The following is a 23,522-nucleotide window of genomic DNA, read 5'->3' as shown; positions in this document are numbered from 1 at the left end:
CCCCCCGCCCCCCGCCCCCCGCCGCTCGCCCGCCGCCGCGCCCGCCGTCAGGGGGCGGGGCGCGCGTAGAGCCGCGCGACCACGTCCTCGATGTCGGGCTCGCGCAGCGTCAGGTCGCGCACCCGGTGGGAGCGGGCCACCTCGGCGATGACCGCGGCGGGGTTGCCGCTCAGCTCCAGCCACTGCCGCGGCCCCTCGACCCGCACGGTGCGCGCACCCGCGGCGGCGATCGCCGGGGCCGGCTCGGCCAGGTCCACCACCAGCGTGCGCGGCGACGGCGCGGTGGCGCGCAGCCCGGCCAGGTCGCCGTCGAACGCCAGCCGGCCGTGGTCGATCACCACGACGCGGCGGCACAGCCGCTCCACGTCGCCCAGGTCGTGCGTGGTGAGCAGGATCGTCGTGCCGTGCTCGGCGTTGAGCCGGAGCAGGAACCCCCGGATCGCGGACTTGCTCACCACGTCCAGGCCGATGGTGGGCTCGTCCAGGACGAGCAGCGGCGGGGCGTGCAGCAGCGCCGCCGCGAGGTCGCCGCGCATGCGCTGGCCCAGGCTGAGCTGGCGCACCGGCGTGCGCAGGAACGGCCCCAGCTCCAGCACCTCGGTCAGCTCGGCCAGGCGCCGGGCGTGGTCGGCGGCGGGCACCCGGTACAGGTGGCGGGTGAGCGCGAGGCTGTCGCGCAGCGGCAGGTCCCACCAGAGCGTGGTGCGCTGCCCGAACACCACGCCGATGCGCGCGGCCAGCCGGGTGCGCTGCCGGGAGGGCTCCAGGCCGGCCACCCGCACGCGGCCCCGCGAGGGGGTGAGGATGCCGATGAGCATCTTCATGGTGGTCGACTTCCCGGCGCCGTTGGGGCCGAGGTAGCCCACCATCTCGCCCTCGCCGACGGTGAAGCCGACGTCGTCGACGGCGCGCACCGTGCGCCGGGTCCGGCGGAACAGCGGGCCCTCCGACAGCACGAAGTCCTTGCCGAGGCCGTCGGCCTCGATGATCGCGGTCATGGTCAGCTCCCGGTGGATCGGTATCGGCGCAGCCCGGTCCGCCACACCGCGGCGGCCGCCAGGCAGAGCACGGCGGCCACCGCGGGCGAGGCGAACCGCAGCCACGCGGGCAGCCCGAACGGGTCGGGCCGGTCGAGCAGGTAGAGGGCGGGCTGCCAGCTCACGAAGGCGAGCGGCACGGCGAACGTGGCGGCGTAGACGACCTTGCGGCCGTAGACGGCCAGGGGGTACTCGGTCAGGGCCTGCCCGCCGTAGGTGACCGAGTTGGCGACCTCGCGGGCGTCCAGGACGAAGAACTGCACGCACGCCCCGATCACCCAGACCGCGCAGCAGACGACCGTCCCCGAGACCACCAGCACCGGCAGCAGCAGCGCCCGCTGCACGGTCCAGTCGACGTCCAGCCCGGCCAGGGCCACCACCACCGCCCCCAGCGCGGGGACGGCCTTGCCCAGGCGCCGCGGCGAGAACTGGTCGGTGGCCAGTTGGACGAGCGGGGAGACCGGCCGCACCAGCATCGTGTCGAACGACCCCAGGCGGATGTGCTCGCCCAGCCGCTCCACCGACCCCAGCAGCAGGTCGGCCAGCGAGAACGCCAGCGCGGCCAGCCCGTACACGAGCAGCGCCTCGCGCGCGCCGAACCCGGCCAGCTCCCCGGCGCGGGTGAACACGAACATCACCGCGGCGAGTTCGGCGGCCACGGCCACTGCCTGCGCCGCGGTGAGCAGCGCGAGCGACAACGGGTACTGCGCGAGCGCGCGGCACCAGGTCCAGGCCAGCAGCGCGTAGGCGCGCAGCGGATCGGCCATGCGGTCGGCCGCCCGGTCGGCCCTCCTGTCGGCCGCTCGGCCGGTCACGTGCTCAGCCACCCTGGACCACCACCCGGCGCGCGGCGCGCGCGGTCAGCAGCGCGCCCAGGGCGAGCAGCGCCGCCGCCCACGCCGCCTGGAACGCCAGCCCGCCGGCGATGTGCCCGCCCGGCAGGGTGTCCTTGTCCAGGAACACCTCCACCGGAACCTGGATCAGGCCGGCCCACGGCAGCGCGCGCAGCAGCGCCGCCAGCGGGTCGGGGAACAGCACCAGGGGCAGCAGCTGCCCCGACGCGAACCCGGCCACCATGACCGCCACCGCGGTGACGCCGCGCGCGTCCAGCAGCCAGAACCCGGCGAGCGCGTACAGGTAGCGCAGCCCGAACCCGATGAGCACGGCCAGCACCAGCGACGCGGCGGCGGCCGCCCACCGCACCGGGTCGCCCGGCAGCACCAGCGGGAACAGCGCCGCGCCCAGCGCGAAGGTGGGCACGCTGCGGAACACCACGCCGAACGCCGCCCGGCCCAGGTCGTGCGCCAGCCACCACGGGGCCAGGTGCGCCGGGCGGAGCAGGTCGATGGCGACGTCACCGGTGCGCACGCGCTCGGCGAGGTCGAGCTGCGGCCCCATGATGGCTACTGGGGCGATGAGGGCCTGCGCCACGTAGACGTGGGTGACCGCGTCGGCCGCGTCGTAGCCGTTGATGTGCGGCCGCGCCGCGAAGACCGCGAGCAGCACCAGCGCGCTGATGGCGCCGAAGACGCTGTTGGTGAAGACGCCCGCCGCCGTGGCGGCGCGATAACCGGAGTAGCGGCGCAGCCCGCAGGCGAACACCGCGAAGTAGATCCGCACCGTGCCGTGCGCTCCTCGAACTCTCGACCGGACGAAAAAGGCTCGTCCCTGCGGTCGGGCAGGTCCGGGGCGCCGCGAAACCGAGACGCTAGCACAGTCCGCGCCGCGACCGGGCCCGGACCGCGCACCGCCGGGCACCCCGGCCGTGGCCGGATTCGGCTACGCCCGGCGCGGCGCCGCCCGGCGGGGCAGACTGGCGACGGCGGACCCGGCGGGAGGGGCGGTATGGGCGAGGGCGGGAGCGGGGAGGAGCGCGGCGCGGTGTCGGCGCGCGGCCGGGCCACGCGGGCGCGGCTGCTCGCCGAGGCGCGGGCGGCGATCCTGGCCGGCGACGGCACCCTGGAGGTGGCCGAGGTGGCGCGCCGCGCCGGGGTGTCGGCGGGGCTGCTCTACCGCTACTTCGGCAGCAAGGACGGCCTGGTGGCGGCGGTGGTCGACGCGTTCTACGACGTCTACGACGCCGAGGTGTTCGCGGTGGTCATGGCGCCGGACGCGCCCTGGCCCGAGCGCGAGCGCACCCGCATGGCGCGCGAGATCGACTTCCTGTGCGACGACCCGATGGGCCGGATGGTGGTCGGCCGCCGGCTGCGCGAGCCCGCTGCGGCGCGGGCCGACGCCGAGCGCCTGGCCCGCCAGGTGGAGATCGGGGCGCGCAGCATCGCCAAGGGCCAGCGCGACGGGGAGCTGGACGCCGCGGTGCGCCCCCGCTACGCCGCCGCGGCGATCCTGGGCGGGTTCCGCGAGCTCATGGCGGCGGCCCTGGGGGAGGACGCCGACCCGCCGCGGGCGGAGCTGCTCGACGTCATGTGGCGGACCGGCGCGAGCCTGCTCCTTCAGTCGCCGGCCAGCGACAGCAGTTCGTCCAGGTAGCAGGCCGCCTCGCGCAGCGCGCGGTCGGGGTCGCCGGCCCGGATGGCGGCGGTGAGCTTGCCGTGGTCCATGGTCTCGTCCTGGCGCGGCTGCCCGTAGGCGGTGTGGGCGATGCTGTCGTAGACCGCCTGCGCGATGTCGTCGTAGAGGTCGATCAGGAGGGCGTTGTGCGTGGCGTCGACCACGGCGCGGTGGAACCCGAAGTCGGCCTCGACGAACTCGGCCATGTCGCGCCGGTGCCAGGCGGCGTCGCGCAGCGCCAGGGCGCCCTCGATGCGGGAGAGGTCGTCGTCGGTGTGGCGCAGCGCGGCCAGGCGGGCGGCCTCCATCTCCAGGGCGCGCCGGACCTCCAGGTTCTCGCGCAGCCGCGAGCGCTCCAGGCGGCGGCGGAGCGCGCCGCCCAGCTCGCTGGAGGCGCGGACGAACGTGCCGGCGCCCTGGCGGATCTCCAGCAGGCCGGCGTGGGCGAGCGCGCGCACGGCCTCGCGCACGGTGTTGCGGCCGACCTCCAGCTGGTCCGACAGCTCGGATTCGGTGGGGATGCGGTCGCCCACGGCCCACTCGCCGGAGTCGATCTGGCTCCGGAGTTGACTGATGACCTGGTCGACGAGACCGGTGCGGCGTGTCGAGGCGAGGGGCACGCGCTTACCTCCAGGAGCGGTCGGCCGCGGGGGCGGGCCGACGGTGGTGCGGTCGGTTGTAGCCGGAGCTTAGACCAGTCCCGGCGCGGAAATACGCGGTGCCGGGGAATGCGTTACTCTCGGGGTGTAGATCCCGTCATCCTATGATTGTGAGGGGCGAGTGGCAAGCGTCACAGTGGGGAGTGCGGCCGGAGTGGCGGAGGCGGACGGTACCCGGCGGCGCCCGCGCCGCGTCGGCTGGCTCATGGTCGCCGGGGTCGCCCTCGCCGCCCTCAACCTGCGCACGGCCATCACCAGTGTCGGCCCGCTCCTCAGCGAGATCACCGCCGACCTCGGCATGTCCGCCGTCGTCGCGGGCGTGCTGACCACGCTGCCGGTCCTGTGCTTCGCGCTGTTCGGCGCCCTCACACCCGCGCTCATCCGGCGCTTCGGCGAGCACCACGTGCTCGTCGCCGCCCTGCTCGCCATCGCCGGGGGCCTCGCCGCGCGCGCGGCGGTCGACCACGCGCTGCCGTTCCTGCTGCTCAGCGCGGTGGCGCTGTCGGGCGGCGCCATCGGCAACGTGCTGCTGCCCACCCTGGTCAAGCAGCACTTCCCCGACCGCGTCGGCACCATGACCACCGTCTACACCACCTTCCTCGCGCTGGGCACCACGGTGGCCGCCGCCGGCACCGTGCCGCTGGCGCACGCGGGCGGCGGCTGGCACGTCGCCCTGGGCGCGTTCGCTCTGTTCGGCGTGGCCGCCGCCGTGCCGTGGCTGCTGGTGCTGCGCCACGAACCGCCGCGCGCCGACCCCGCCGCGGCGCTGGGGCTGCGCCGGGTCCTGGCCACGCCCATCGGCCGCCAGGGCGTGCTCTTCTTCGGCACCCAGTCGACCATCGCCTACATCATGTTCGGCTGGTACGCCGAGATGCTGCGCGACCAGGGCCTCGACGCCGCCACCGCTGGCCTCGCGCTGTCCTACCTCACCGCGCTCGCCGTGCCCGCGTCGCTGATCCTGCCCGGCCTCATGGCGCGGGTGCGCGACCACCGCGGGTTCATCGTGTTCTTCTTCGCCTGCTACGCCGTGGGCCTCACCGGGCTGTGGCTGGCGCCGCTGTCGGGCGTGTGGGTGTGGACCACGTTCATCGGCATCGGCATGGGCACGTTCACCCTGGCCCTCACCTTCTTCGCGGTACGCACCCGCACCGCCGCCGGGACCGCCGCCTTCTCCGCCTCCAGCCAGAGCATCGGCTACCTCATGGGCGGCCTGGGCCCGTTCCTGTTCGGCCTGCTGCACGAGGCCACCGGCGGCTGGCACGCCCCGCTGGCGCTGGTGGCGGTCATCGCGGCGGCCAACCTCGCGGTCGGCCTGCCGCTGGGCCGCCCCCGCCACCTGGAGGACCAGATCAGCCCGGCAGCCAGTCGACCCGCCCGATGAGGTAGACCGACCCGGCGAACGCCACGATGTCGATGAGCGAGTGCGCCACCACCAGCGGCATCACCCGGCCGTAGCGGCGGTAGAACCAGCAGAACACCAGCCCCATCACCAGGTTGCCGAAGAACATGCCCACCCCCTGGTAGAGGTGGTAGAAGGCGCGCAGCACCGAGCTGGCCAGGATCGCCTTCGTCGGCGACCAGCCGAGCTGCTCCAGCCGCAGCAGCAGGTAGCCCACCGCGATCACCTCCTCCAGCACGCCGTTCTTCACGGCCTGCAGGACGAGGACCGGCAGCTGCCACCAGTGGTCGTTGAGCGCGCTGGGCGCCACCGTCACGGTGAGGCCCAGCCGCCACGACACCAGGTACACCACCAGCCCGCCGCAGCCGATGGCGGCGGCCAGCGCGGCGCCGCCGAGCAGGTCGCGCCCCGGTCGGCGCACGTCGAACCCGATCGTCGCGGCCGACGCGCGGGTGCGGTGCAGCAGGTGCACCACCAGCGCCACCGGCGCCATGGCGAACAGCAGCGAGTACACCTGCCGCGACAGGTCGAGCCAGGGGCGCTCGGCGCCGGCCTGCGAACCGACCAGGCTCGCGGTCTGCTGGGCGAGCGACTGCGGGGCGGTGACCGACCCGACGAAGGAGATCAGCGCGGAGACCGCGGCCGCGCCCAGCGACAGCGCCAGGACGCACAGCACCTCGCCGCGCAGCAGCCGCGCCGACATCGGGGCGGGCAGCGGGAGGGCGGCCGGCGCGGCCGGGGCGGCCGGGGCGGGGATCGCGGCGGGCGCGGGCGGCTCGGCGGGCGCATCCGGCCGCTGCTCGGAGGTGGGTTCGGCCATGGTGCCGATGATGGCAGAACCGCGCCGCCCCGGAGCCGCCGGGCGCGGCGGCGCGGGACGGCGCGAAAAGGGCCGCCGGCCTCGCGGGTGACACGGTGCCGCGAGGCCGGCGGCGGTGACGGCCGGCCCGCCGCGCCCCAGCCACGAAAGCGGGGCGGGCTGCCGTCAGGGGGAGAGGAGCCAGCGTCAGTGAGCCGCTGAGAACTGGTCCTCTTCGGTGGAGCCGGTGAGCGCGGTGGTCGAGGCGTCCGGCGTGATCGCGGTGCTCACCTGGTCGAAGTAGCCGGTGCCGACCTCGCGCTGGTGGCGGGTGGCGGTGTAGCCCTGGTCCTCGGCGCCGAACTCCGCCTCCTGCAACTCGACGTAGGCGCTCATGCCGCTCTCGGCGTAGCCCTTGGCGAGGGTGTACATGGAGTGGTTCAGCGAGTGGAAGCCGGCCAGGGTGATGAACTGGAACTTGTACCCCATGTGGCCGAGCTCGCGCTGGAACTTGGCGATGGTGGCGTCGTCCAGGTGGCGCTTCCAGTTGAAGGACGGCGAGCAGTTGTAGGCGAGCATCTGGTCGGGGTGCTCGGCCTTGATGCGCTCGGCGAACTGGCGGGCGACCTCCAGGTCGGGCGTCGAGGTCTCCATCCAGAGCAGGTCGGAGTAGGGCGCGTAGGCCAGGCCGCGGGCGACGCACGCCTCCAGGCCGTTGCGCACCCGGTAGAAGCCCTCGCCGGTGCGCTCGCCGGTGACGAAGGGGCGGTCGCGCTCGTCGACGTCGCTGGTGATGAGGGTCGCGGCCTGGGCGTCGGTGCGCGCGATGACCAGCGAGGGGACGCCCGCGATGTCGGCGGCGAGCCGGGCGGCGTTGAGCGTGCGGATGTGCTGCCCGGTGGGGATCAGCACCTTGCCGCCGAGGTGGCCGCACTTCTTCTCCGAGGCGAGCTGGTCCTCCCAGTGGACGCCCGCGGCGCCGGCCGCGATCATGCCCTTCATCAGCTCGAAGGCGTTGAGGACGCCGCCGAACCCGGCCTCGGCGTCGGCGACGATCGGCGCCAGCCAGTGCGGGGCGGAGTCGTCGCCCTCGGACCAGGTGATCTGGTCGGCGCGCAGCAGGGCGTTGTTGATGCGCCGCACGACCTGCGGGACGGAGTTGGCGGGGTAGAGGCTCTGGTCGGGGTAGGTCTGGCCGGCCTGGTTGGCGTCGGCGGCGACCTGCCAGCCGGACAGGTAGATGGCCTTGAGCCCGGCGCGGACCTGCTGGACCGCCTGGTTGCCGGTGAGCGCGCCGAGGGTGTTGACGTAGTCCTCGCTGTGCAGCAGGTCCCACAGCCGCTCGGCGCCGAGCCGCGCCAGCGTGTGCTCCTCGGTGACCGATCCGCGGAGGCGGACCACGTCTTCGGCGGAGTAGGTGCGCGAGATGCCCGCCCAGCGGGGGTCGGTCTCCCACTGCTGCCGCAGAGCCGCTGCGGCTTCCTGCTGACGACCGCTGATGCCCATGGTCTGTACCGCCTTCGTGTTCGTCCCCTGGATTTCGCCGGCCGGTGCCGCCCCAGGTGGGAGCGCGTCTCCGCGTCTCCCGGCGGGGCGTTCCCTGCCGTTGACTAGGATTCTTCGCAAGTTTCCAAGGTTTTTCGAGCCTCGCCAGGGTGAAGATCTTCGTTTCTTTCCCTAAGATGAAGGCATGGCGTACTTTGGGACTGAAGAAATACCGTCTTTGCCGGGTGACCTGGATCTCGTCACGTTCGGGCAGCGGCTCCGCCACCTCCGGCGTACGCGCGGCATGACACTGTCCGACCTGGGCGAACGCGTCGGCCGCGCCCCCTCCCAGCTGTCGCTGCTGGAGAACGGCAAGCGCGAGCCCAAGCTGTCCCTGCTCACCGCGCTGGCGCAGGCGCTCGGGGTCTCCGTGGAGGAGCTGCTGTCCCGGCAGCCGCCCAGCCGCCGCGCCCAGTTGGAGATCGCGGTGGAGGAGGCGCAGCGCGACCCCGTCTACCAGACCCTCAACCTGCCGCACCTCAAGGTCGGCAAGCGCGTCCCCAACGACGTCCTGGAGCACATCGTCGGTCTCTACGACGAGCTGAAGCGGCGCAGCGCCAAGCCCACCGCCACACCCGAGGAGGCGCGGCGCGCCAACGCCGACCTGCGCCGGCAGATGCGCGAGCGCGGCAACTACTTCCCGGCCATCGAGAAGGCGGCCCAGGAGACGCTCGACGCGGTCGGCTACAGCGGCGGGGCGCTGTCGCAGGGGCAGATCCTGGCGATCGTCACCCACCACGGCTTCACGCTGCGCTACGTGCAGGACCTGCCGCGCTCGGTCCGGTCGATCACCGACACCCGCAACCGGCGGATCTTCCTCAAGCGCGAGTCCCTCGGCATGCACAGCCCGCGGACCATCCTGCTGCAGACCCTCGGCCACTTCGTGCTCGGCCACGGCCAGCCCCGCGACTTCGCCGACTTCCTCCGCCAGCGGGTCGAGGCCAACTACTTCGCCGCCGCGGTGCTCATCCCCGAGACCACCTCGGTGCCCTACCTGCAGGACGCCAAGAAGGCGCGCGACCTGTCGGTGGAGGACCTGCGCGACGTCTACTCGGTCTCCTACGAGATGGCCGCGCACCGGTTCACCAACCTCGCCCACCGCCACCTGGACCTCGTCTGCCACTTCATCCGCAACGACGAGACCGGCATCATCTACAAGGCGTACGAGAACGACGGGCTGATCTTCCCCACCGACGACACCGGGGCGATCGAGGGGCAGCGGATGTGCCGCTACTGGTCGGGGCGGCAGGTCTTCGCGTCGCCGGACCGGTACTCGATCTACTACCAGTACACCGACAAGCCCAACGGCACCCACTGGTGCGTGGCGCACGTCGACCCCAGCCGCGAGCGGAACTTCGCCATCACGCTCGGCGTCCCCTACAAGGAGTCGCGCTGGTTCCGCGGGCGCGAGACCACCAACCGCACCAAGTCGAACTGCCCCACGGGCGAGTGCTGCGTCCGGCCGCCCGCCGAGCTGGCGTCGCGGTGGGAGGGGCAGGTCTGGCCGTCGGCCCGCGCGCACTCCCACGTCCTGTCGGCGCTGCCCTCGGGCACCTTCCCCGGCGTGGACGAGACCGACGTGTACACCTTCCTCGACCGCTACGAGGAGGTCTAGCGCGCGAGGACCGGGCGTGGGCGGTGCGGCGCGAACCGCTCATCCGTGCGGCCCCGGACGCGCGGGCGGCGCGGCGGCGGCCGTCGTTGTGGACCGGCGAGGGTGGTGTTACCGTTGGTAACACCACCCTCAGGCCGTCCTCCCCGGGCGCCCTCCCGGGCGGCCCGGCGGCCCGCCACCCGACCCTCGCCACCGAGGGCCCACCGAAGGACGCACACATGAGCGACAGCGCCGGAGAGGCCACCCCCGGCTTCAGCCTCGAACCGAGTGCGGACGTCCGCGACGTCCGCGACTGGGCGCACGGGTTCGCCCGCGACGTCATCCGCCCCGCCGCGGCGGAGTGGGACGAGCGCGAGGAGACCCCGTGGCCCATCCTCCAGGAGGCGGCCAAGATCGGCCTGTACTCGCTGGACTTCTTCGCCAACCAGTGGCTGGAGCCCAGCGGTATCGGCATCCCCGTCGCCTTCGAGGAGCTGTACTGGGGCGACCCCGGCATCGCCCTCGCCATCACCGGCACCGCACTGGCCGCCGTCTCCGTCGCGGGCAACGGCACCCAGGAGCAGCTCTTCGAGTGGGTGCCGCAGATGTTCGGCACCGCCGACGACATCCGCCTCGGCGCCTTCTGCTCCTCCGAGCCGGACGCCGGCAGCGACGTCGGCGCCATCCGCACCCGCGCCGTGTACGACGCGGCGAAGGACGAGTGGGTCCTCAACGGCACCAAGACCTGGGCCACCAACGGCGGCATCGCCGACGTGCACGTGGTGGTCGCCTCCGTCGACCCCGAACTGGGGTCGCGCGGGCAGGCGAGCTTCGTCGTCCCGCCGCGCACGCCCGGCCTGAGCCAGGGGCAGAAGTTCGCCAAGCACGGCATCCGCGCCTCGCACACCGCCGAGGTCGTCCTCCAGGACGTCCGGGTGCCCGGCTCCTGCCTGCTCGGCGGCAAGGAGAAGCTCGACGAGCGCCTGGCCCGGGTCCGCGAGGGCCGCCGCTCCGGCGGCCAGGCGGCCATGAAGACCTTCGAGGCGTCGCGGCCCTCCGTCGGCGCGATGGCGGTCGGCTGCGCCCGCGCGGCCTTCGAGTACGCCCGCGACTACACCGCCCAGCGCGAGCAGTTCGGCCGCCCCCTCGCCGAGAACCAGGCGGTGGCGTTCACCCTCGCCGACATGGCCACCCGTATCGACGCGGCGCGCCTCCTGGTCTGGCGCGCGGCCTGGATGGCCCGCAACGACAAGGAGTTCGCCCAGGCCGAGGGCTCCATGAGCAAGCTCTACGCCAGCGAGACCGCCACCTTCGTCACCCAGAACGCCCTCCGCCTCCTCGGCGGCAACGGCTACACCCGCGAGTACCCCGTCGAACGCTGGCACCGCGACGCGACGATCTTCACCATCTTCGAGGGCGCCAGCGAGATCCAGCGCCTCATCATCGGCCGCGCCGTCACGGGCCTCCCGGTGAAGTGACGTCCCCGCAGGTCATGCCTCGGTGATCAGGGGCGGTGTCCGCTTCAGCGGCGGCACCGCCCCGTTCGCCGCCCGGCCGAGACTCCCCGGTGTCCGTCGACGGCTGTTGACGCCGGTCGACGGCCAACGCCCCTGGGGACCGGCGGGGAGCCCGGGGTCAGGCGTCGAGGTAGGTGAGGACGGCGCGGACGCGGCGGTGGCCGGAGTCGGTGGGGGCGAGGTCGAGCTTGAGGAAGATGTTGCCGATGTGCTTGTGCACCGCCCGCTCGGTGACGACCAGGCGGGCCGCGATGTCGCCGTTGTCGAGACCCTGGGCCATCAGCTCCAGCACCTCGCGCTCGCGCGGGGTGAGCCGGGCGAGCGGGCTGGTCCGGCGGACCAGGAGCTGGGCGACCACCTCCGGGTCGATGGCGGTCCCGCCCGCGGCCACGCGGCGCACCGCGTCGAGGAACTCCTCCACCCGGGCCACCCGGTCCTTGAGCAGGTAGCCGACGCCGCCGAGCCCGTCGGCCAGCAGGTCGCGCGCGTACACCTGCTCGACGTACTGCGAGAACACCAGCACCGGCAGCCCCGGCACCGCCGCGCGGGCGGCCAGCGCCGCCTGGACGCCCTCGTCGCTGAAGGTGGGCGGTAGCCGCACGTCGACCACGGTGACGTCCGGCCGGTGCTCCGCCACCGCCGCCAGGAACGACGGCGCGTCGGCGGTGCGCGCGGCCACCTCGAAGCCCGACGAGGCCAGCAGCAGGTTCAGCCCCTCGGCGAGGACCGCGTTGTCCTCGACGATCACGACCCGCACGGCAGCTCCACCTCCACCCCGGTGGGCCCGCCCACCGGGCTGGTGACGTGCAGGGCGCCGTCGAGGGCCGCCACCCGGCGCCGCATCCCGGCGATGCCCGTTCCGGCGGCCGCGCCGTCGGCCTCCCGGGCGCCGCCCACGCCGTCGTCGACGACGCGCACGCGCAGCACCGCGCCCTCCCGCCACACCCGGACCACCACCTGGGTGGCCGAGGCGTGCCTGGCCGCGTTGGCCAGCGCCTCGGAGACCACGAAGTAGGCGGTCGACTCCACGGCGGCCGGCACCGCCCCCAGGTCGCCGACGTCGACCCGCACGGGGACGGCGCTGCGCGCGGCCAGCGACGCGGCCGCTCCGGCCAGGCCCCGGTCGGCGAGGATCGGCGGGTAGATGGTGCGGATGACGTCGCGCAGCTCGGTCATGGCCTCCTCGGCGCCGCCCTGCGCCTCGCGCAGCAGCCGCGCGGCGGCCTCCGGGTCGGTGCCGACGACCCGCTCGGCCAGGCCCAGCCGCATGGCCAGGGCCACGAGGCGGGCCTGCGTGCCGTCGTGCAGGTCGCGCTCGATGCGGCGCAGTTCGGCGGCGTGCGCGTCGAGCGCGCCGACGCGGGTCTCGGTCAGGGTCTCCACCCGCTCGGCGAGCAGGTCGGCCCGCGACGGCGAGAGCAGGACGCGCGCCAGGCGGGCCTGGGCGGCGGCCGCCGGCGGCGCCACCCCCAGCAGCAGGACGGCGCCGAGCGCGGTCTGCGCCGCGCTGCCGGCCAGCGCGGTGCCCCAGTCCGTCATGGGGACGCCCAGCGTGCTCAGCGGCGCGTCGGGCGGGAAGGCCCACCACAGCGCCGCCTCGGCGACGGCGCCGGGGATCGCCGCCAGCGAGACGAGCCCCAGCGCGAGGCCCGGGACGCCCAGCAGCACGTGCGTGAACACCCACGCCAGCTCGCGGAGCGTCATGAGGTCGGTGAACGCGGCGCGCAGCCGCGCCCCCACGCCCTTGGGCAGCGGCCGGGCGCGCGCCGGGACGGGGGTGCCCAGCACCCGGCCGATGCGGGCCCGCTCCAGGTCGGCCCACCGGCGCACCCCGGCGAGGGCGAGCGGCAGCAGCACCAGCCCGAGCCCGCCGACGGCGACGGTGGCGCCGGCGGCGATCAGCAGCGGCGGGATGAGCAGGCTGAGGATCGCCGTTCCGCCGGCCAGGCAGAGCTGGAGGGCGGACCGCACGCCGATGGCCACGCGGGAGGCCGGCGGTGCGGCGGGGGAGGGGGCGGGCGGGGCGGCCGCGGCGGCCGGTGCGGTGGTCATGGTCCGATTCTCCGGGACCCGGCGCCCCGGTGCAGTGGAGCGGGCTCCACTATCGGACGGCCCGCGGGCGGGTTCCGGTCCCGGGCGCGTGACCGGCGGTTTCCCACCGGCGGCGGTCCCCGCGGTCCCGAACCGGCATGACGGGTGGCATCCTGGGAAGGAATTGAGAGTTCCGTAACGGACTGGTATCAGTAGGGGCGACCGCGGTCGCCGACGATTGGACCGAAAGCCCCCGATATGGCAGCGACGACCTCCCGCGTTTCCACCGCCGCCCCCACCGCCCCCGCCACCCCCGACACGTCGGCCCCCGCCCACCCCACCGCCTGGCTCGACCTCGCGCGGGTCTGCGCCATGTTCGCCGTGGTCGTGGTGCACGTGTACGCGCCCGTGGTCACCACCGTGCACTCCGAGTTCGGCTCCGCCTCGTGGTGGGCCGCCAACGCCATCGACTCCTCGATGCGCTGGTGCGTCCCCGTGTTCATCATGATCAGCGGCGCCCTGCTGCTGCGCCCGCGCACCGAGGCGCTGCGCCGGTTCTTCACCAAGCGGTTCTCCCGCATCGGGGTGCCGCTGGCGCTGTGGACCGTCGTCTACCTGGCGTGGGAGGTCCACCGCAAGGGCATCGGCACCGAGGACGCGGTCCGCGACGTGCTGTCGGGCGCGCCGTCGCTGCACCTCTACTTCCTGTTCGTGCTCGCCGGGCTGTACGTGCTCACCCCGTTCCTGCGCGACCTCGTGCAGCACACCACCACCCGCCGGCTCTGGTGCTTCGCCGCGCTGATGACCGCCATCGGAATGGCCGACCAGGCCATCTCGGCGTTCGACGGCGTGGGCGAGCCCAACGCCGTCACCCGGTTCCTGCCGTTCGTCGGCTACTACGTGTTCGGCTACCTGCTGGTGCGCACCCGGCCGGGCCGCGCCGGGCTGTGGGGCGCGGCGGCCGTGTTCGTCCTGTCGGTGGCCGCCACCTTCGCGGGCGCCGGCCTGCTGGGCATCGCCGACGGCGGCTGGGGCGACGCCTCCGACTACCTCTACGACTACCTGTCGCCGACCGTGCTGGCCATGTCGGGCGCCGCGTTCCTGCTGCTCCGCGCGGCCGGCGACCGGCTGTTCGGCGCCACCGGCACGCCGCGGTGGATCGCCCGGCTGTCCGGGCTCAGCTTCGGCGTGTTCCTGGTGCACGTCATCCTGCTCTACACGCTGCGCGACGTCACGGGGGTCCCCGGCGGCGTGCTGGGCATGCTCGCCATGACGGCCCTGCACACCGTCGCGGTCCTGGCGGCGAGCCTGCTGGTGACCGCCGTGTTCCAACGCCTCCCGGGACTTCGCGCTACCGTTTGACGGTGCCCTCCGAACCCGCTCGGCCGACCCGAACCGCCGCCCGCGGCCGCAGCCCCGAGCGGCGCCGCGCCATCCTCGACGCCGCCGACGGGGTCATCCAGCGCGACGGCCCCGACGCGTCGATGTCGGCCATCGCGGCCGAGGCCGGCATCAGCAAGCCCATCCTCTACCGGCACTTCGGCGACAAGAGCGGGCTGTACCGCGCGCTGGCCGAGCGGCACGTCGACCCGCTGATGGAGCGGGTGCGCGCCGAACTGCACGGCGGCACCCCGCTGCGGCGGCGCGCCCGCGCCACGGTCGGCGCCTACCTGGGCATGATCCGGCGCAACCTCAATCTGTACCGCTTCCTCATGGACCGCGCCACCTCCGAGGACCCCCGCACCCGCGGCGACCTCGGCATGATGGTCCGGCGCCTCGGCGAGGAGCTGGCCGAGATGCTGGTGGCCGAGGGCCACCTGCCCGACCCGCTGCGCGCCCAGATCCTCGCCCACGCCGTGGTCGGCATGGTCCAGGCCGCCGGCGAGTGGTGGCTGGAGCACCCCGAGGCGGCCGAGGAGACCGTGGTCGGCGCGGTCACCGACGCCGTGGTCGGCGCCATCGCCGCCGATCCCGGAGCGGAGCCGGCCGGACGGGCTTGACCTGGACCGCGCTCCACGTCCCAGCATGGTGCGCATGAACGGAACGACCCCCCTTCCCCGCACCATCATCGGCTCCGGCCCCGCCGCCCGCGAGGTGAGCGCCCTGTGCCTGGGCGCGATGATCCTCGGCGTCACCGTGGACGAGCCGACCTCCTTCGCCATCCTCGACCGGTTCGTCGCGGCCGGCGGCACGTTCATCGACACCGCGAACAACTACGCGTTCTGGGTCGACGGCGGCCGCGGCGGCGAGAGCGAGGCCCTGCTCGGGCGCTGGCGGGCGGCTCGCGGCATCACCGACGAGGTCGTCATCGCCACCAAGCTCGGCGCCCGCCCGCGCACCGCGGGCCGCGGCCTGGAGGACGCCGAGGGCCTGTCGGCGGCGGCCGTGCGCGCCGCCGCCGCCGAGAGCCGCGCCCGCCTGGGCGTGGACCGGCTCGACCTGCTCTACACCCACATCGAGGACCGGTCCGTCCCCCTCGCCGAGACGGTCGACGCGCTCGACGCGCTCGCGGCGGACGGCGACGCGGGCCTGCTGGGCGCGAGCAACCACGCCGTGTGGCGGGTGGAGCGCGCGCGGGCGCGCAGCGCGGCGGCCGGGCGGCCCGGTTACGAGGTGCTCCAGTACCGGTACAGCTACCTGCGGCCGCGGGCCGACATCGCGCTGCCGGAGTCGGCCCACGTCCACGCCACCGCCGAGCTGCTCGACTACGCGCGGGAGGAGGACCTGACCCTGGTCGCCTACACCCCGCTGCTGTCGGGCGGCTACACCCGGAGCGACCGCCCGCTCTCGGCCCCGTACGACCACCCGGGCACCGCGCGCCGGCTGGCGGCGCTCGACGAGGTCGCCCGCGCGACCGGCGCGACGCGCAACCAGGTCGTGCTCGCCTGGCTCATGGGGCACGACCCGCGGGTGGTCCCGCTGGTCGGGGTCAGTTCGGTGGCCCAGCTGGACGAGGCGCTGGACGGCGCCCGGCTGGAGCTGACCGCCGACCAGCGCGGGGTGCTGGACCGCGCCGGCTGACGGGGGGCCGGGGGTGGGGCCGGTGCGGTCCCCACCCCCGGCCGGAACGGCCGCCTCCGCGGCGGTCTGCGTCACTCCGCAGGGGACGTGACGCGTACAGGTCCAGAGAAGAGCACCCGGTTCCATGGCCGCAGGTCTCGAGGTCGTGGCGGCCGGACCGATCAGGTGCGCACCGGTGCGCGGGGGCGCCTGTACCGGGTGTCGGTGACCACCACGCCGTGCGCTTCGTGCGCCGGGGCGGATACCCGCCTACGACTTCGTTCTTCTGAGATTAGCCCGAGATCGCGTTTGCCGTTCCATTTTGAGGGCAACCAAGAAAGGGTCCCGCTTGATGTATTTTCCGAAATGCGCAACTGAGAATTGTCAAGACTACAAGGGGAGTCATGAAGAAGGTTTTTCTTTCATTCGGTCTGATTCTTTCGCTCGCAGCGACCCCATTGGCCGCCGCCTCCGCCTCAGCCGATACGGTGGCGAACCAGGCGGCCACCGCGCCGGTCGGTCACGCCTCGGGCGCGGAGTCGTTCACCAGTGCCGACACCAGCACCAGCGAGGGTGATGAGGAGGGGGACTGGGGCCTTTGGGGCCTGCTCGGCCTCCTCGGCCTTCTGGGGCTCCTCGGTCTGCGCAAGGACAAGAATCGCCAGTCCTACGGCGGTTCGCCGACGAATCGCGGCACGCCATAGTCACAGCGGCCTGGCTGGCCGGAATCCATCGGGTCGGGTCGAACCGCGTCGCCGTGCCTCAGAACACGGTTGCCCGTCTTCTGCTCCGGATCTCATGGATTCCGGTCGGCCCCGCTCGGAATCTGCGGATTCTTTCCGCGTTCTTGGAAACCGCGCGCCGTAGCTGGAAACCGTTCCGGTCGGCCGTACCGGGAGAGCGGTGCAAGCACTCTGCCCGGGCGTAACGACTGCCCGACGTGGGTGGTCGCCGGCAACCGGATGACATCTGGCGGCGGCCGGTGCGGTCACCACCCCCGGCCGGAACGGCCGCCTTGGCCCGGTCTGTGCCACTCTGGAGGCGCGAGACTCCTCGTATGTCTTGACGCGTATATATCCAGAGGGGAATACTCGGTTCCATGGCCGCGGTCTTCGAGGTCCTCGCCGAACCCAACCGGCGGCGCATCCTCGACCTGCTGCGGGTGGCCGAACGCCCGGTCGGCGACCTCGTCGCCGCCCTCGGCGTCAGCCAGCCGGCGGTCTCCAAGCACCTGCGGGTGCTCCGCGAGGCCGGACTGGTCGAGGTGCGCACCGACGCCCAGAGGCGCCTGTACCGGGTGCGCACCGAGCCGCTGCGCGCGGTCGACGCCTGGCTGGAGCCCTACCGGGAGCTCTGGAGCGGGCGGCTGGACGACCTCGAACGCCACCTCGGCACCATGCCCGACACCGAGCCCGACACCGGGCCCCGACGCCCGACCGAGGAGTCCTCCGATGAACGGTGAGCTGCACCGCGCCGACGACCACTACGCCGTGCGCTTCGTGCGCCGGCTGCCGCACCCGCCCGAGAAGGTCTGGCGCGCGGTCACCGAGCCCGAGCACCTGGCCGCCTGGTACCCGACCAGCATCGAGGGCGACCGCGCGGTCGGCGCCCGGCTGGCGTTCCGCTTCCCGGGCGAGGCCGACCCGGTCGAGGAGGGCCGGATGCTCGCCTACGACCCGCCCCGGCTGCTGGAGTTCACCCAGGGCGGCGAGACCATCCGCATCGAGCTGCGCCCCGACGGCGACGGCACCGAGTTCGTCTTCACCAACCTGTTCACCGAGCTGGGCAAGGCCGCCCGCGACACGGCGGGCTGGCACGTCTGCGTCGACGGGCTCGCCGCCCACCTCGACGGCGTGCCGCCCGCCGAGGACCCGCACGGGCAGTGGGAGCCGCTGTTCGCGCACTACAGCGCCGCGTTCGGGCCCGAGTCCGCCACGATCGGCCCGCCCGAGGGGTACGGCCCCGAGGACGCCTGACCGGCCGCGCGCGAGCGGGGCGGGGCGCGCCGCGCCGCCCCGCCCCGCGCCACCCCGGTCCACCCGGCCCCGGCTCAGCCCGCGCCCGGCCCGGCCGCCTCCGCGGCCCCGCCCGGACCGGGCGGCGGCCCGGCCGGGCGCAGCCGCGCCAGCACGTCGGGCGGCTCGCCCTCCTGCACCACCAGCAGCCGCCGGGTGGCCCGGGTGAGCGCCACGTAGAGGTCGTGCCCGCCCATGGGCGAGCCCGCCATGATCGCGGCCGGCTCCACGACCACCACCGCGTCGAACTCCAGCCCCTTGGCGGCCGTCGGCGTGAGCACGGCCACCGGGGCGTCCAGCGCCTCCGGCGCGGCGTCGGCCACCGCGCCGGGCAGCAGGGCGGCCGTCGCGGCGTGCCGCTCGTCGGGGGTGATGACGGCCACCCGGCCCGCGCCCGCGCCGTCGTCGCGCACGGCCGCCAGCTCCGCCGCCACCACGCGGGGCAGCACCGACGCCCACGCGCCGGGCGGCACCCGCACCGCGCGCGGCGGGTCGCCGTCGTCGCGCACCGACTCCGGCGGGCGCCGGTCCGGCGCCACGGCCGCCAGCACGTCCGCCGCCACCGCCATGATCCCGGCCGGCGTCCGGTAGTTCACCAGCAACCGCTCCTCGTGCAGCCGTCCGTGCGCGTAGCGGCCGAGCATGCCCGCCCAGGAGCGGGCCCCGGCCGGGTTGCCGGTCTGCGCGATGTCGCCGACCACGGTCAGCGACCGCGCGGGGACGCGCCGCATGACCATGCGCCACGCCATCTCCGACAACTCCTGCGCCTCGTCCACGATGACGTGCCCGTAGGCCCACGTGCGGTCGCGCTCCGCCCGCTCGGCGGTGGTGGGCGGCGGCCCGCCGGGGTCGGCGGCGTGGCGGTCGGCCAGGTCGGCGGCGGCCATCATGCCGTCCTCGTACAGGCCGGTGTACTCCAGGACGCCCTGCGCGTAGCGCTCGGCGTCGGCGCGTTCGGCGGCCGCCCGCCGCCCGCGCGCCCGCTCCGCGGAGTCGTCCTCGCCGAGGAGTTCGGCGGCCTCGTCCAGCAGCGGCACGTCGCCCACGGTCCACGGCGCGTCGGCCGGGCGCGCCAGCGCGTCGCGGTCGGCGGGGCCGAGCCCGGCGGCCGCCGCCGCGCGGCGCAGCGCCCCCGCGTCCGACAGCAGCCCGCCGACCAGCTCCTGCGGGATCAGGTGCGGCCACAGCGCGTCGAGGGCCGCGCGCACCGGGGGCTCGCTCCACAGCGCGGCCTGGACGTGGCGCAGGTCGGCGGCGTCGGCCGGCCGGTCGAGGAGGGCGCACTGGTCGCGGGCGAGCACGGGCAGCAGCTCGTTGACGAACAGCTTGCGGGCGACGTTGTGCGGCAGGCGCAGCGCGCGGGCCCGGTCGCGCACCCGCCGGCACACCTCGGCGCCCGCCGTCAGCACCATGTCGTCGACGGCCACGCGCAGGTCGCCCCCGGTGTCGGGGGCGGCGCCCGCGGCCGCGGCCTCGGCGGGGGTGCGCTGGCGGTCGGCCACCGCCGCGCGCAGCAGGTCGGCCATGCGCTCCGCGCCCTTGACGACGGCGGTCCGCGGCGGGTCGACGGCGCGCGCCCGCACGCCCGGGAACAGCTCGCCGACGGTGGACAGCACGACGTCGGTCTCGCCCAGCGACGGCAGCACCCGGCCGATGTAGCGCAGGAACGTCGCGTTGGGGCCGACCACCAGCACCCCGCGCCGCTCCAGGACCGCGCGGTGGGTGTAGAGCAGGTAGGCGGCGCGGTGCAGGGCCGCCACGGTCTTGCCGGTGCCCGGGCCGCCCTGCACGACGAGGATGCCGGCCAGGCCGGAGCGGATCACCCGGTCCTGCTCGGTCTGGATGGTGGCGACGATGTCGGCCATGCGGCCGGTGCGGCCCCGGCGCAGCGCCGCCAGCAGCGCGGCCTCGCCGACCAGCGACCGCCGGTCGGCGTCGGACAGCGCGTCGAGGTCGAACACCTCGTCGTCGAGGCCCGTGACCGTCCGGCCGCGGGTGGACAGGTGGCGGCGGCGCACCACGTCGCCCGGCGACACCGGGGTGGCGGCGTAGAACCGGCGGGCGGCCGGGGCCCGCCAGTCGACCAGCAGGGTGTCGTGCTCCTCGTCGCGCAGGCCGATCCGGCCGATGTAGAGGGTGTCACCGGGGGAGCCGCCGGTGCCGCGGTGGTCGACCCGGCCGAAGCACAGACCCTCCTCGACGGCGGAGAGCCGGGCCAGGTGCCGGGTCCGCTCCCCGGCGGCGACCTCGCGTTCGACAACGGCGGCGTAGCCGCCCCCGCCGCCGCGCCCGTGGACCTCGCGCACCGCGGCGGCGGTGCGCTCGCGGAGCCGGTCGAGCCGCTCGTACATGGCGGTCACCCGCGCCTGCTCGGCGCGGAGCGCCGCGGTGAACGCGTCGTCGGATTGACGGTTCTCCATGATGATGGTAGACTCCTGTGTGGGTCCGTTTTTCATCAGAAATGCCAACGGTGAAGCGTATCAGGCGGCGCCGGTGTCGTGCGATCCCGCCCCCGCCCCCGCCCCCGCCCCCGCCCCCGCCGATCCGTACCGCGGCACCGCGCCGCGCGCTACACTGGTCCGCATGCGCATCCGAACGCCGCACTCCCAGTGGTGGCGCCGCTCTTAGGCGGCGCTCCGGTTCGCATACCCCGAACATCTCGACCGGCGACCGCCCGCACCGGCGGTCGCTTCGTCGTATCCGGCCCCGGTCCGGCGGCGCACCTCCACCCAGCACTGCGCGCAAAGGACCGGCCTTGGACGCAAGCTCCACCTCCTACCGCACCGGCGGCGGCCTCACCGTCCGCCGCACCGCCACCGCCTGCGACCCCGTCGAGCTCGCCGAGCTCGCCGAGGCGGTCGACCACCGCCGGGGCGGCGTGCTCTCCTCCGGAATGGAGTACCCCGGCCGCTACAGCCGCTGGCACATGGGCTACGTGGACCCGTGCGTCGAGATCGGCGCGCGGGGCCGCCGCCTCACCGCCACCGCGCTCAACGCGCGCGGCCGGGTGCTGCTGCCCGTCGTCGCCCGCGCCCTGGCCGAGCACGCCCCCACCGCCCCCGGCGCGGCCCCCGACTCCGTCGAGGCCACCGTCCCCGAGCCCGCCCCCGGGGAGTTCTTCACCGAGGAGCAGCGCAGCCGCCGCCCCAGCGTCTTCTCGGCGCTGCGCTCGGTGATCGCCCTGTTCTCCGCCGCCGACGACCCCCACCTGGGCCTCTACGGCGCGTTCGGTTACGACCTCGCCTTCCAGTTCGAGCCCCTCGAGCCCGTCCTCGACCGCGACCCCGACGACCGCGACCTCCTCCTGCACCTGCCCGACGAGATCATCGTCCACGACCGCAAGCGCGAGACCTGCACCCGCTACACCTACGACTTCACCGTGCCCGCCGCGTTCACCGGGGCCGACGGCGACACCGCCACCGACGGCCTGGCCCGCGCCACCGAGCCCACGCCCGCCGTCGTCACCGCCGAGGTGCCGCCCCAGCCCGAACCCGGCTCCTATGCGCGCATCGTCGCCGAGGCCAAGAAGAAGTTCGTCCGCGGCGACCTGTTCGAGGTCGTCCCCGGGCACCGCACCTACGGCGCCTGCGCCTCCCCGGCCCGCTTCTACGAGCGCCTGCGCACCCGCAACCCCGCCCCCTACGAGTTCATCTTCAACCTGGGTGAGGGGGAGTACCTGGTCGGCGCCTCACCCGAGATGTTCGTCCGCGTCACCGGCGTCCCCGGCCGCGGCCAGCGCGTCGAGACCTGCCCCATCGCCGGCACCATCCGGCGCGGCGACGACGCCCTCGGCGACGCCGAGAACATCCGCGAGCTGCTGTCCTCCCTGAAGGAGGAGTCCGAGCTGACGATGTGCACCGACGTCGACCGCAACGACAAGTCGCGCGTGTGCGAACCCGGCAGCGTCCGGGTCATCGGCCGCCGACAGATCGAGATGTACAGCCGGCTCATCCACACCGTCGACCACATCGAGGGCACGCTGCGCCCCGAGTTCGACGCGCTCGACGCCTTCCTCACCCACATGTGGGCGGTCACCATCACCGGCGCCCCGAAGACGTGGGCGATGCGGTTCATCGAGCAGCACGAGGCCACCCCCCGCCGCTGGTACGGCGGCGCCGTGGGCGTGCTCAACTTCGACGGGTCGATGAACACGGGCCTGACCCTGCGCACCGCGCAGATCCGCGACGGCGTGGCCACCGTCCGCGTCGGCGCCACCCTGCTCTACGACTCCGACCCCGAGGCCGAGGAGCGCGAGACCTTCCTGAAGGCGCGCGCGCTGCTGGAGACCCTGGCCCTGGACGCCGCGCCCGAGGACGCGGCCGCGCCGCAGGCGGCCCCCGCGCCGGCCGGCGCGGGCCAACGCGTCCTGCTGGTCGACTACGAGGACTCCTTCGTCAACACGCTCGCCGACTACGTCCGCCGGCACGGCGCCGAGGTCACCACCGTGCGGCACGGGTTCGACCCGGCGCTGCTCGACACCCTCGCCCCCGACCTCGTCATCCTGTCGCCCGGCCCCGGCCTGCCGTCCGACTTCGGCACGGCGGCGCTGCTCGACGTCCTCGCCGAGCGCGGGCTGCCGGTGTTCGGCGTCTGCCTGGGCCTGCAGGCGATGGTGGAGCACGCGGGCGGCGAACTGCGCACCCTCGCCGCGCCCGTGCACGGCAAGCCCGGCCGGGTACGGGTCACCGGCGGCGAGCTGCTGGCCGGGCTCGACGGCGGGTTCAGCGCGGCGCGCTACCACTCCACCTACACCACGCCCGACCGGGTGAAGGGCTTCGCGGTCACCGCCGTGGTCGACGGCGACGAGCCCGTGGTCATGGCGATCGAGGACCCCGCCGCGAAGCGGTGGGCCGTGCAGTTCCACCCCGAGTCCATCCTCACCGCCGCGGTGGGCGAGGGGATCATCGAACGGGTGCTGCGCCTGGCCCGCGGCTGACCCCGGTGCGGGCGGCGGCCGACCGCCGCCCGCACCGCGCCGGGCGGCGCGGCCCGGCGGACGCGCGAGAGCGGGCGACGCGGGGCGAATGCGGGCGCCACGCGGGCGCCGAAGGGGCCGGATCGGCCCGGCCGACGCGGTCCCCGCCGCGTTCGGGCGATCGGCGCGGCGGTTCACCGCAGCCCGCAGAACACCCCTGAGCAGGTAAAACATTCCGGATCGAGGATTTCCCCGCGGATGGTGTGTTAGCCGACGGGAGACCGGGGCAGTCGGTGGGCCATGGGTATTCTACTTCTGATCCTCGGAATCGTCCTCATCGTCGCCGGCGTCTACGCCCTGCTCCAGAAGCAGCTCCTGTGGGGCATCGTCCTCGTGGTCGTCGGCCTGATCGTCGCCCCGAGCAACCTCTTCCTCGGATTGTGACGCGCTGACCGCGCTGACCGCGCCCGCCCCCGGCCCCGCCCGGTGACGGACCGGTC

General features: G+C 74.6%; 21 protein-coding genes. 12 read left to right on the top strand and 9 right to left on the bottom strand.

Annotation, left to right across the window (positions count from 1 at the left end; translation table 11 throughout):
* Window positions 1–47: 47 nt before the first annotated feature.
* From NT8_RS09215 to NT8_RS09205, 3 genes are read right to left on the bottom strand one after another with little or no spacing between them, the layout of a single operon-like run.
* Window positions 48–998, bottom strand: a complete 951-nt coding sequence (locus tag NT8_RS09215; RefSeq protein ID WP_067966308.1) for an ABC transporter ATP-binding protein — start codon at window positions 996–998, stop codon at window positions 48–50.
* A gap of 2 nt (window positions 999–1,000) precedes the next feature.
* Entirely contained in the window at window positions 1,001–1,804 is an 804-nt protein-coding gene (locus tag NT8_RS09210; RefSeq protein WP_067966306.1) for an ABC transporter permease, read from the bottom strand.
* Between the two features lie 52 nt (window positions 1,805–1,856).
* Window positions 1,857–2,657, bottom strand: a complete 801-nt coding sequence (locus NT8_RS09205; RefSeq protein WP_067966303.1) for an ABC transporter permease — start codon at window positions 2,655–2,657, stop codon at window positions 1,857–1,859.
* Between the two features lie 225 nt (window positions 2,658–2,882).
* Here NT8_RS09205 and NT8_RS09200 point away from each other — a divergent pair, with 225 nt between their 5' ends.
* On the top strand, window positions 2,883–3,527 hold the full coding sequence (locus tag NT8_RS09200) for a TetR/AcrR family transcriptional regulator (protein WP_067966301.1): 645 nt from the start codon (window positions 2,883–2,885) through the stop codon (window positions 3,525–3,527).
* On the opposite strand, the gene NT8_RS09195 is transcribed toward NT8_RS09200, so the two are convergent.
* Window positions 3,491–4,168 carry a FadR/GntR family transcriptional regulator gene (locus tag NT8_RS09195; RefSeq protein ID WP_067966298.1) on the bottom strand — a complete coding sequence of 226 codons (678 nt, stop codon included), beginning with the start codon at window positions 4,166–4,168 and terminating at the stop codon, window positions 3,491–3,493. The genes NT8_RS09200 and NT8_RS09195 overlap by 37 nt on opposite strands.
* A gap of 160 nt (window positions 4,169–4,328) precedes the next feature.
* Between NT8_RS09195 and NT8_RS09190 the strand changes: the two genes are divergently transcribed.
* A complete protein-coding gene (locus NT8_RS09190) occupies window positions 4,329–5,588 on the top strand; it encodes a CynX/NimT family MFS transporter (protein WP_394326571.1) in 1,260 nt (419 codons plus the stop codon).
* Here NT8_RS09190 and NT8_RS09185 read toward each other — a convergent pair.
* Together NT8_RS09185 and aceA are read right to left on the bottom strand one after the other, a co-directional pair.
* A complete protein-coding gene (locus NT8_RS09185; protein ID WP_157515633.1) occupies window positions 5,557–6,426 on the bottom strand; it encodes a CPBP family intramembrane glutamic endopeptidase in 870 nt (289 codons plus the stop codon). The genes NT8_RS09190 and NT8_RS09185 overlap by 32 nt on opposite strands.
* Before the next feature lie 186 nt (window positions 6,427–6,612).
* On the bottom strand, window positions 6,613–7,911 hold the full coding sequence (aceA, locus tag NT8_RS09180) for an isocitrate lyase (protein ID WP_067966291.1): 1,299 nt from the start codon (window positions 7,909–7,911) through the stop codon (window positions 6,613–6,615).
* A 217-nt stretch (window positions 7,912–8,128) separates the two neighbouring features.
* Here aceA and NT8_RS09175 point away from each other — a divergent pair, with 217 nt between their 5' ends.
* Window positions 8,129–9,565, top strand: coding sequence for an XRE family transcriptional regulator (locus NT8_RS09175; RefSeq protein ID WP_067966288.1), 1,437 nt, complete (start codon window positions 8,129–8,131; stop codon window positions 9,563–9,565).
* A 218-nt stretch (window positions 9,566–9,783) separates the two neighbouring features.
* Window positions 9,784–11,022, top strand: coding sequence for an acyl-CoA dehydrogenase family protein (locus tag NT8_RS09170; RefSeq protein WP_067966286.1), 1,239 nt, complete (start codon window positions 9,784–9,786; stop codon window positions 11,020–11,022).
* 157 nt (window positions 11,023–11,179) lie between these two features.
* On the opposite strand, the gene NT8_RS09165 is transcribed toward NT8_RS09170, so the two are convergent.
* Together NT8_RS09165 and NT8_RS09160 are read right to left on the bottom strand one after the other, a co-directional pair.
* A complete protein-coding gene (locus NT8_RS09165) occupies window positions 11,180–11,818 on the bottom strand; it encodes a LuxR C-terminal-related transcriptional regulator (RefSeq protein ID WP_067966284.1) in 639 nt (212 codons plus the stop codon).
* Window positions 11,806–13,113 carry a sensor histidine kinase gene (locus NT8_RS09160; protein ID WP_084468771.1) on the bottom strand — a complete coding sequence of 436 codons (1,308 nt, stop codon included), beginning with the start codon at window positions 13,111–13,113 and terminating at the stop codon, window positions 11,806–11,808. The genes NT8_RS09165 and NT8_RS09160 overlap by 13 nt, the downstream gene beginning before the upstream one ends.
* 237 nt (window positions 13,114–13,350) lie before the next feature.
* Between NT8_RS09160 and NT8_RS09155 the strand changes: the two genes are divergently transcribed.
* The 6 genes from NT8_RS09155 to NT8_RS09130 all read left to right on the top strand — a co-directional run bounded on the left by NT8_RS09155 (window position 13,351) and on the right by NT8_RS09130 (window position 18,068).
* Complete coding sequence (locus NT8_RS09155; RefSeq protein ID WP_067966282.1) at window positions 13,351–14,454, top strand: acyltransferase; 1,104 nt, start codon at window positions 13,351–13,353, stop codon at window positions 14,452–14,454.
* Between the two features lie 2 nt (window positions 14,455–14,456).
* Window positions 14,457–15,092, top strand: a complete 636-nt coding sequence (locus NT8_RS09150) for a TetR/AcrR family transcriptional regulator (RefSeq protein ID WP_157515631.1) — start codon at window positions 14,457–14,459, stop codon at window positions 15,090–15,092.
* Between the two features lie 34 nt (window positions 15,093–15,126).
* Window positions 15,127–16,113, top strand: a complete 987-nt coding sequence (locus tag NT8_RS09145) for an aldo/keto reductase (protein ID WP_067966321.1) — start codon at window positions 15,127–15,129, stop codon at window positions 16,111–16,113.
* A 383-nt stretch (window positions 16,114–16,496) separates the two neighbouring features.
* Complete coding sequence (locus tag NT8_RS09140) at window positions 16,497–16,796, top strand: WGxxGxxG family protein (protein ID WP_067966279.1); 300 nt, start codon at window positions 16,497–16,499, stop codon at window positions 16,794–16,796.
* A gap of 395 nt (window positions 16,797–17,191) precedes the next feature.
* Window positions 17,192–17,554, top strand: a complete 363-nt coding sequence (locus tag NT8_RS09135; protein WP_067966276.1) for an ArsR/SmtB family transcription factor — start codon at window positions 17,192–17,194, stop codon at window positions 17,552–17,554.
* Window positions 17,544–18,068, top strand: a complete 525-nt coding sequence (locus NT8_RS09130) for an SRPBCC family protein (RefSeq protein ID WP_067966275.1) — start codon at window positions 17,544–17,546, stop codon at window positions 18,066–18,068. The genes NT8_RS09135 and NT8_RS09130 overlap by 11 nt, the downstream gene beginning before the upstream one ends.
* A gap of 74 nt (window positions 18,069–18,142) precedes the next feature.
* Here the strand turns inward: NT8_RS09130 and NT8_RS09125 are convergent, their stop codons facing one another.
* Window positions 18,143–20,527 carry a HelD family protein gene (locus tag NT8_RS09125; protein WP_067966273.1) on the bottom strand — a complete coding sequence of 795 codons (2,385 nt, stop codon included), beginning with the start codon at window positions 20,525–20,527 and terminating at the stop codon, window positions 18,143–18,145.
* 335 nt (window positions 20,528–20,862) lie between these two features.
* On the opposite strand from NT8_RS09125, the gene NT8_RS09120 reads away from it, so the two are divergent.
* Together NT8_RS09120 and NT8_RS29820 are read left to right on the top strand one after the other, a co-directional pair.
* Window positions 20,863–23,043: an anthranilate synthase component I gene (locus NT8_RS09120; RefSeq protein ID WP_067966270.1), complete on the top strand. Its 2,181-nt coding sequence runs from the start codon at window positions 20,863–20,865 to the stop codon at window positions 23,041–23,043.
* Window positions 23,044–23,322: 279 nt separating this feature from the next.
* Window positions 23,323–23,466: a GPGG-motif small membrane protein gene (locus tag NT8_RS29820; protein ID WP_169805202.1), complete on the top strand. Its 144-nt coding sequence runs from the start codon at window positions 23,323–23,325 to the stop codon at window positions 23,464–23,466.
* Window positions 23,467–23,522: the final 56 nt, after the last annotated feature.

Origin of the sequence: Nocardiopsis trehalosi NBRC 14201, from assembly GCF_001552555.1 — a bacterium.
Taxonomy (GTDB): domain Bacteria; phylum Actinomycetota; class Actinomycetes; order Streptosporangiales; family Streptosporangiaceae; genus Nocardiopsis_B; species Nocardiopsis_B trehalosi.
This window is presented reverse-complemented; position numbering and strand designations above follow the sequence as displayed.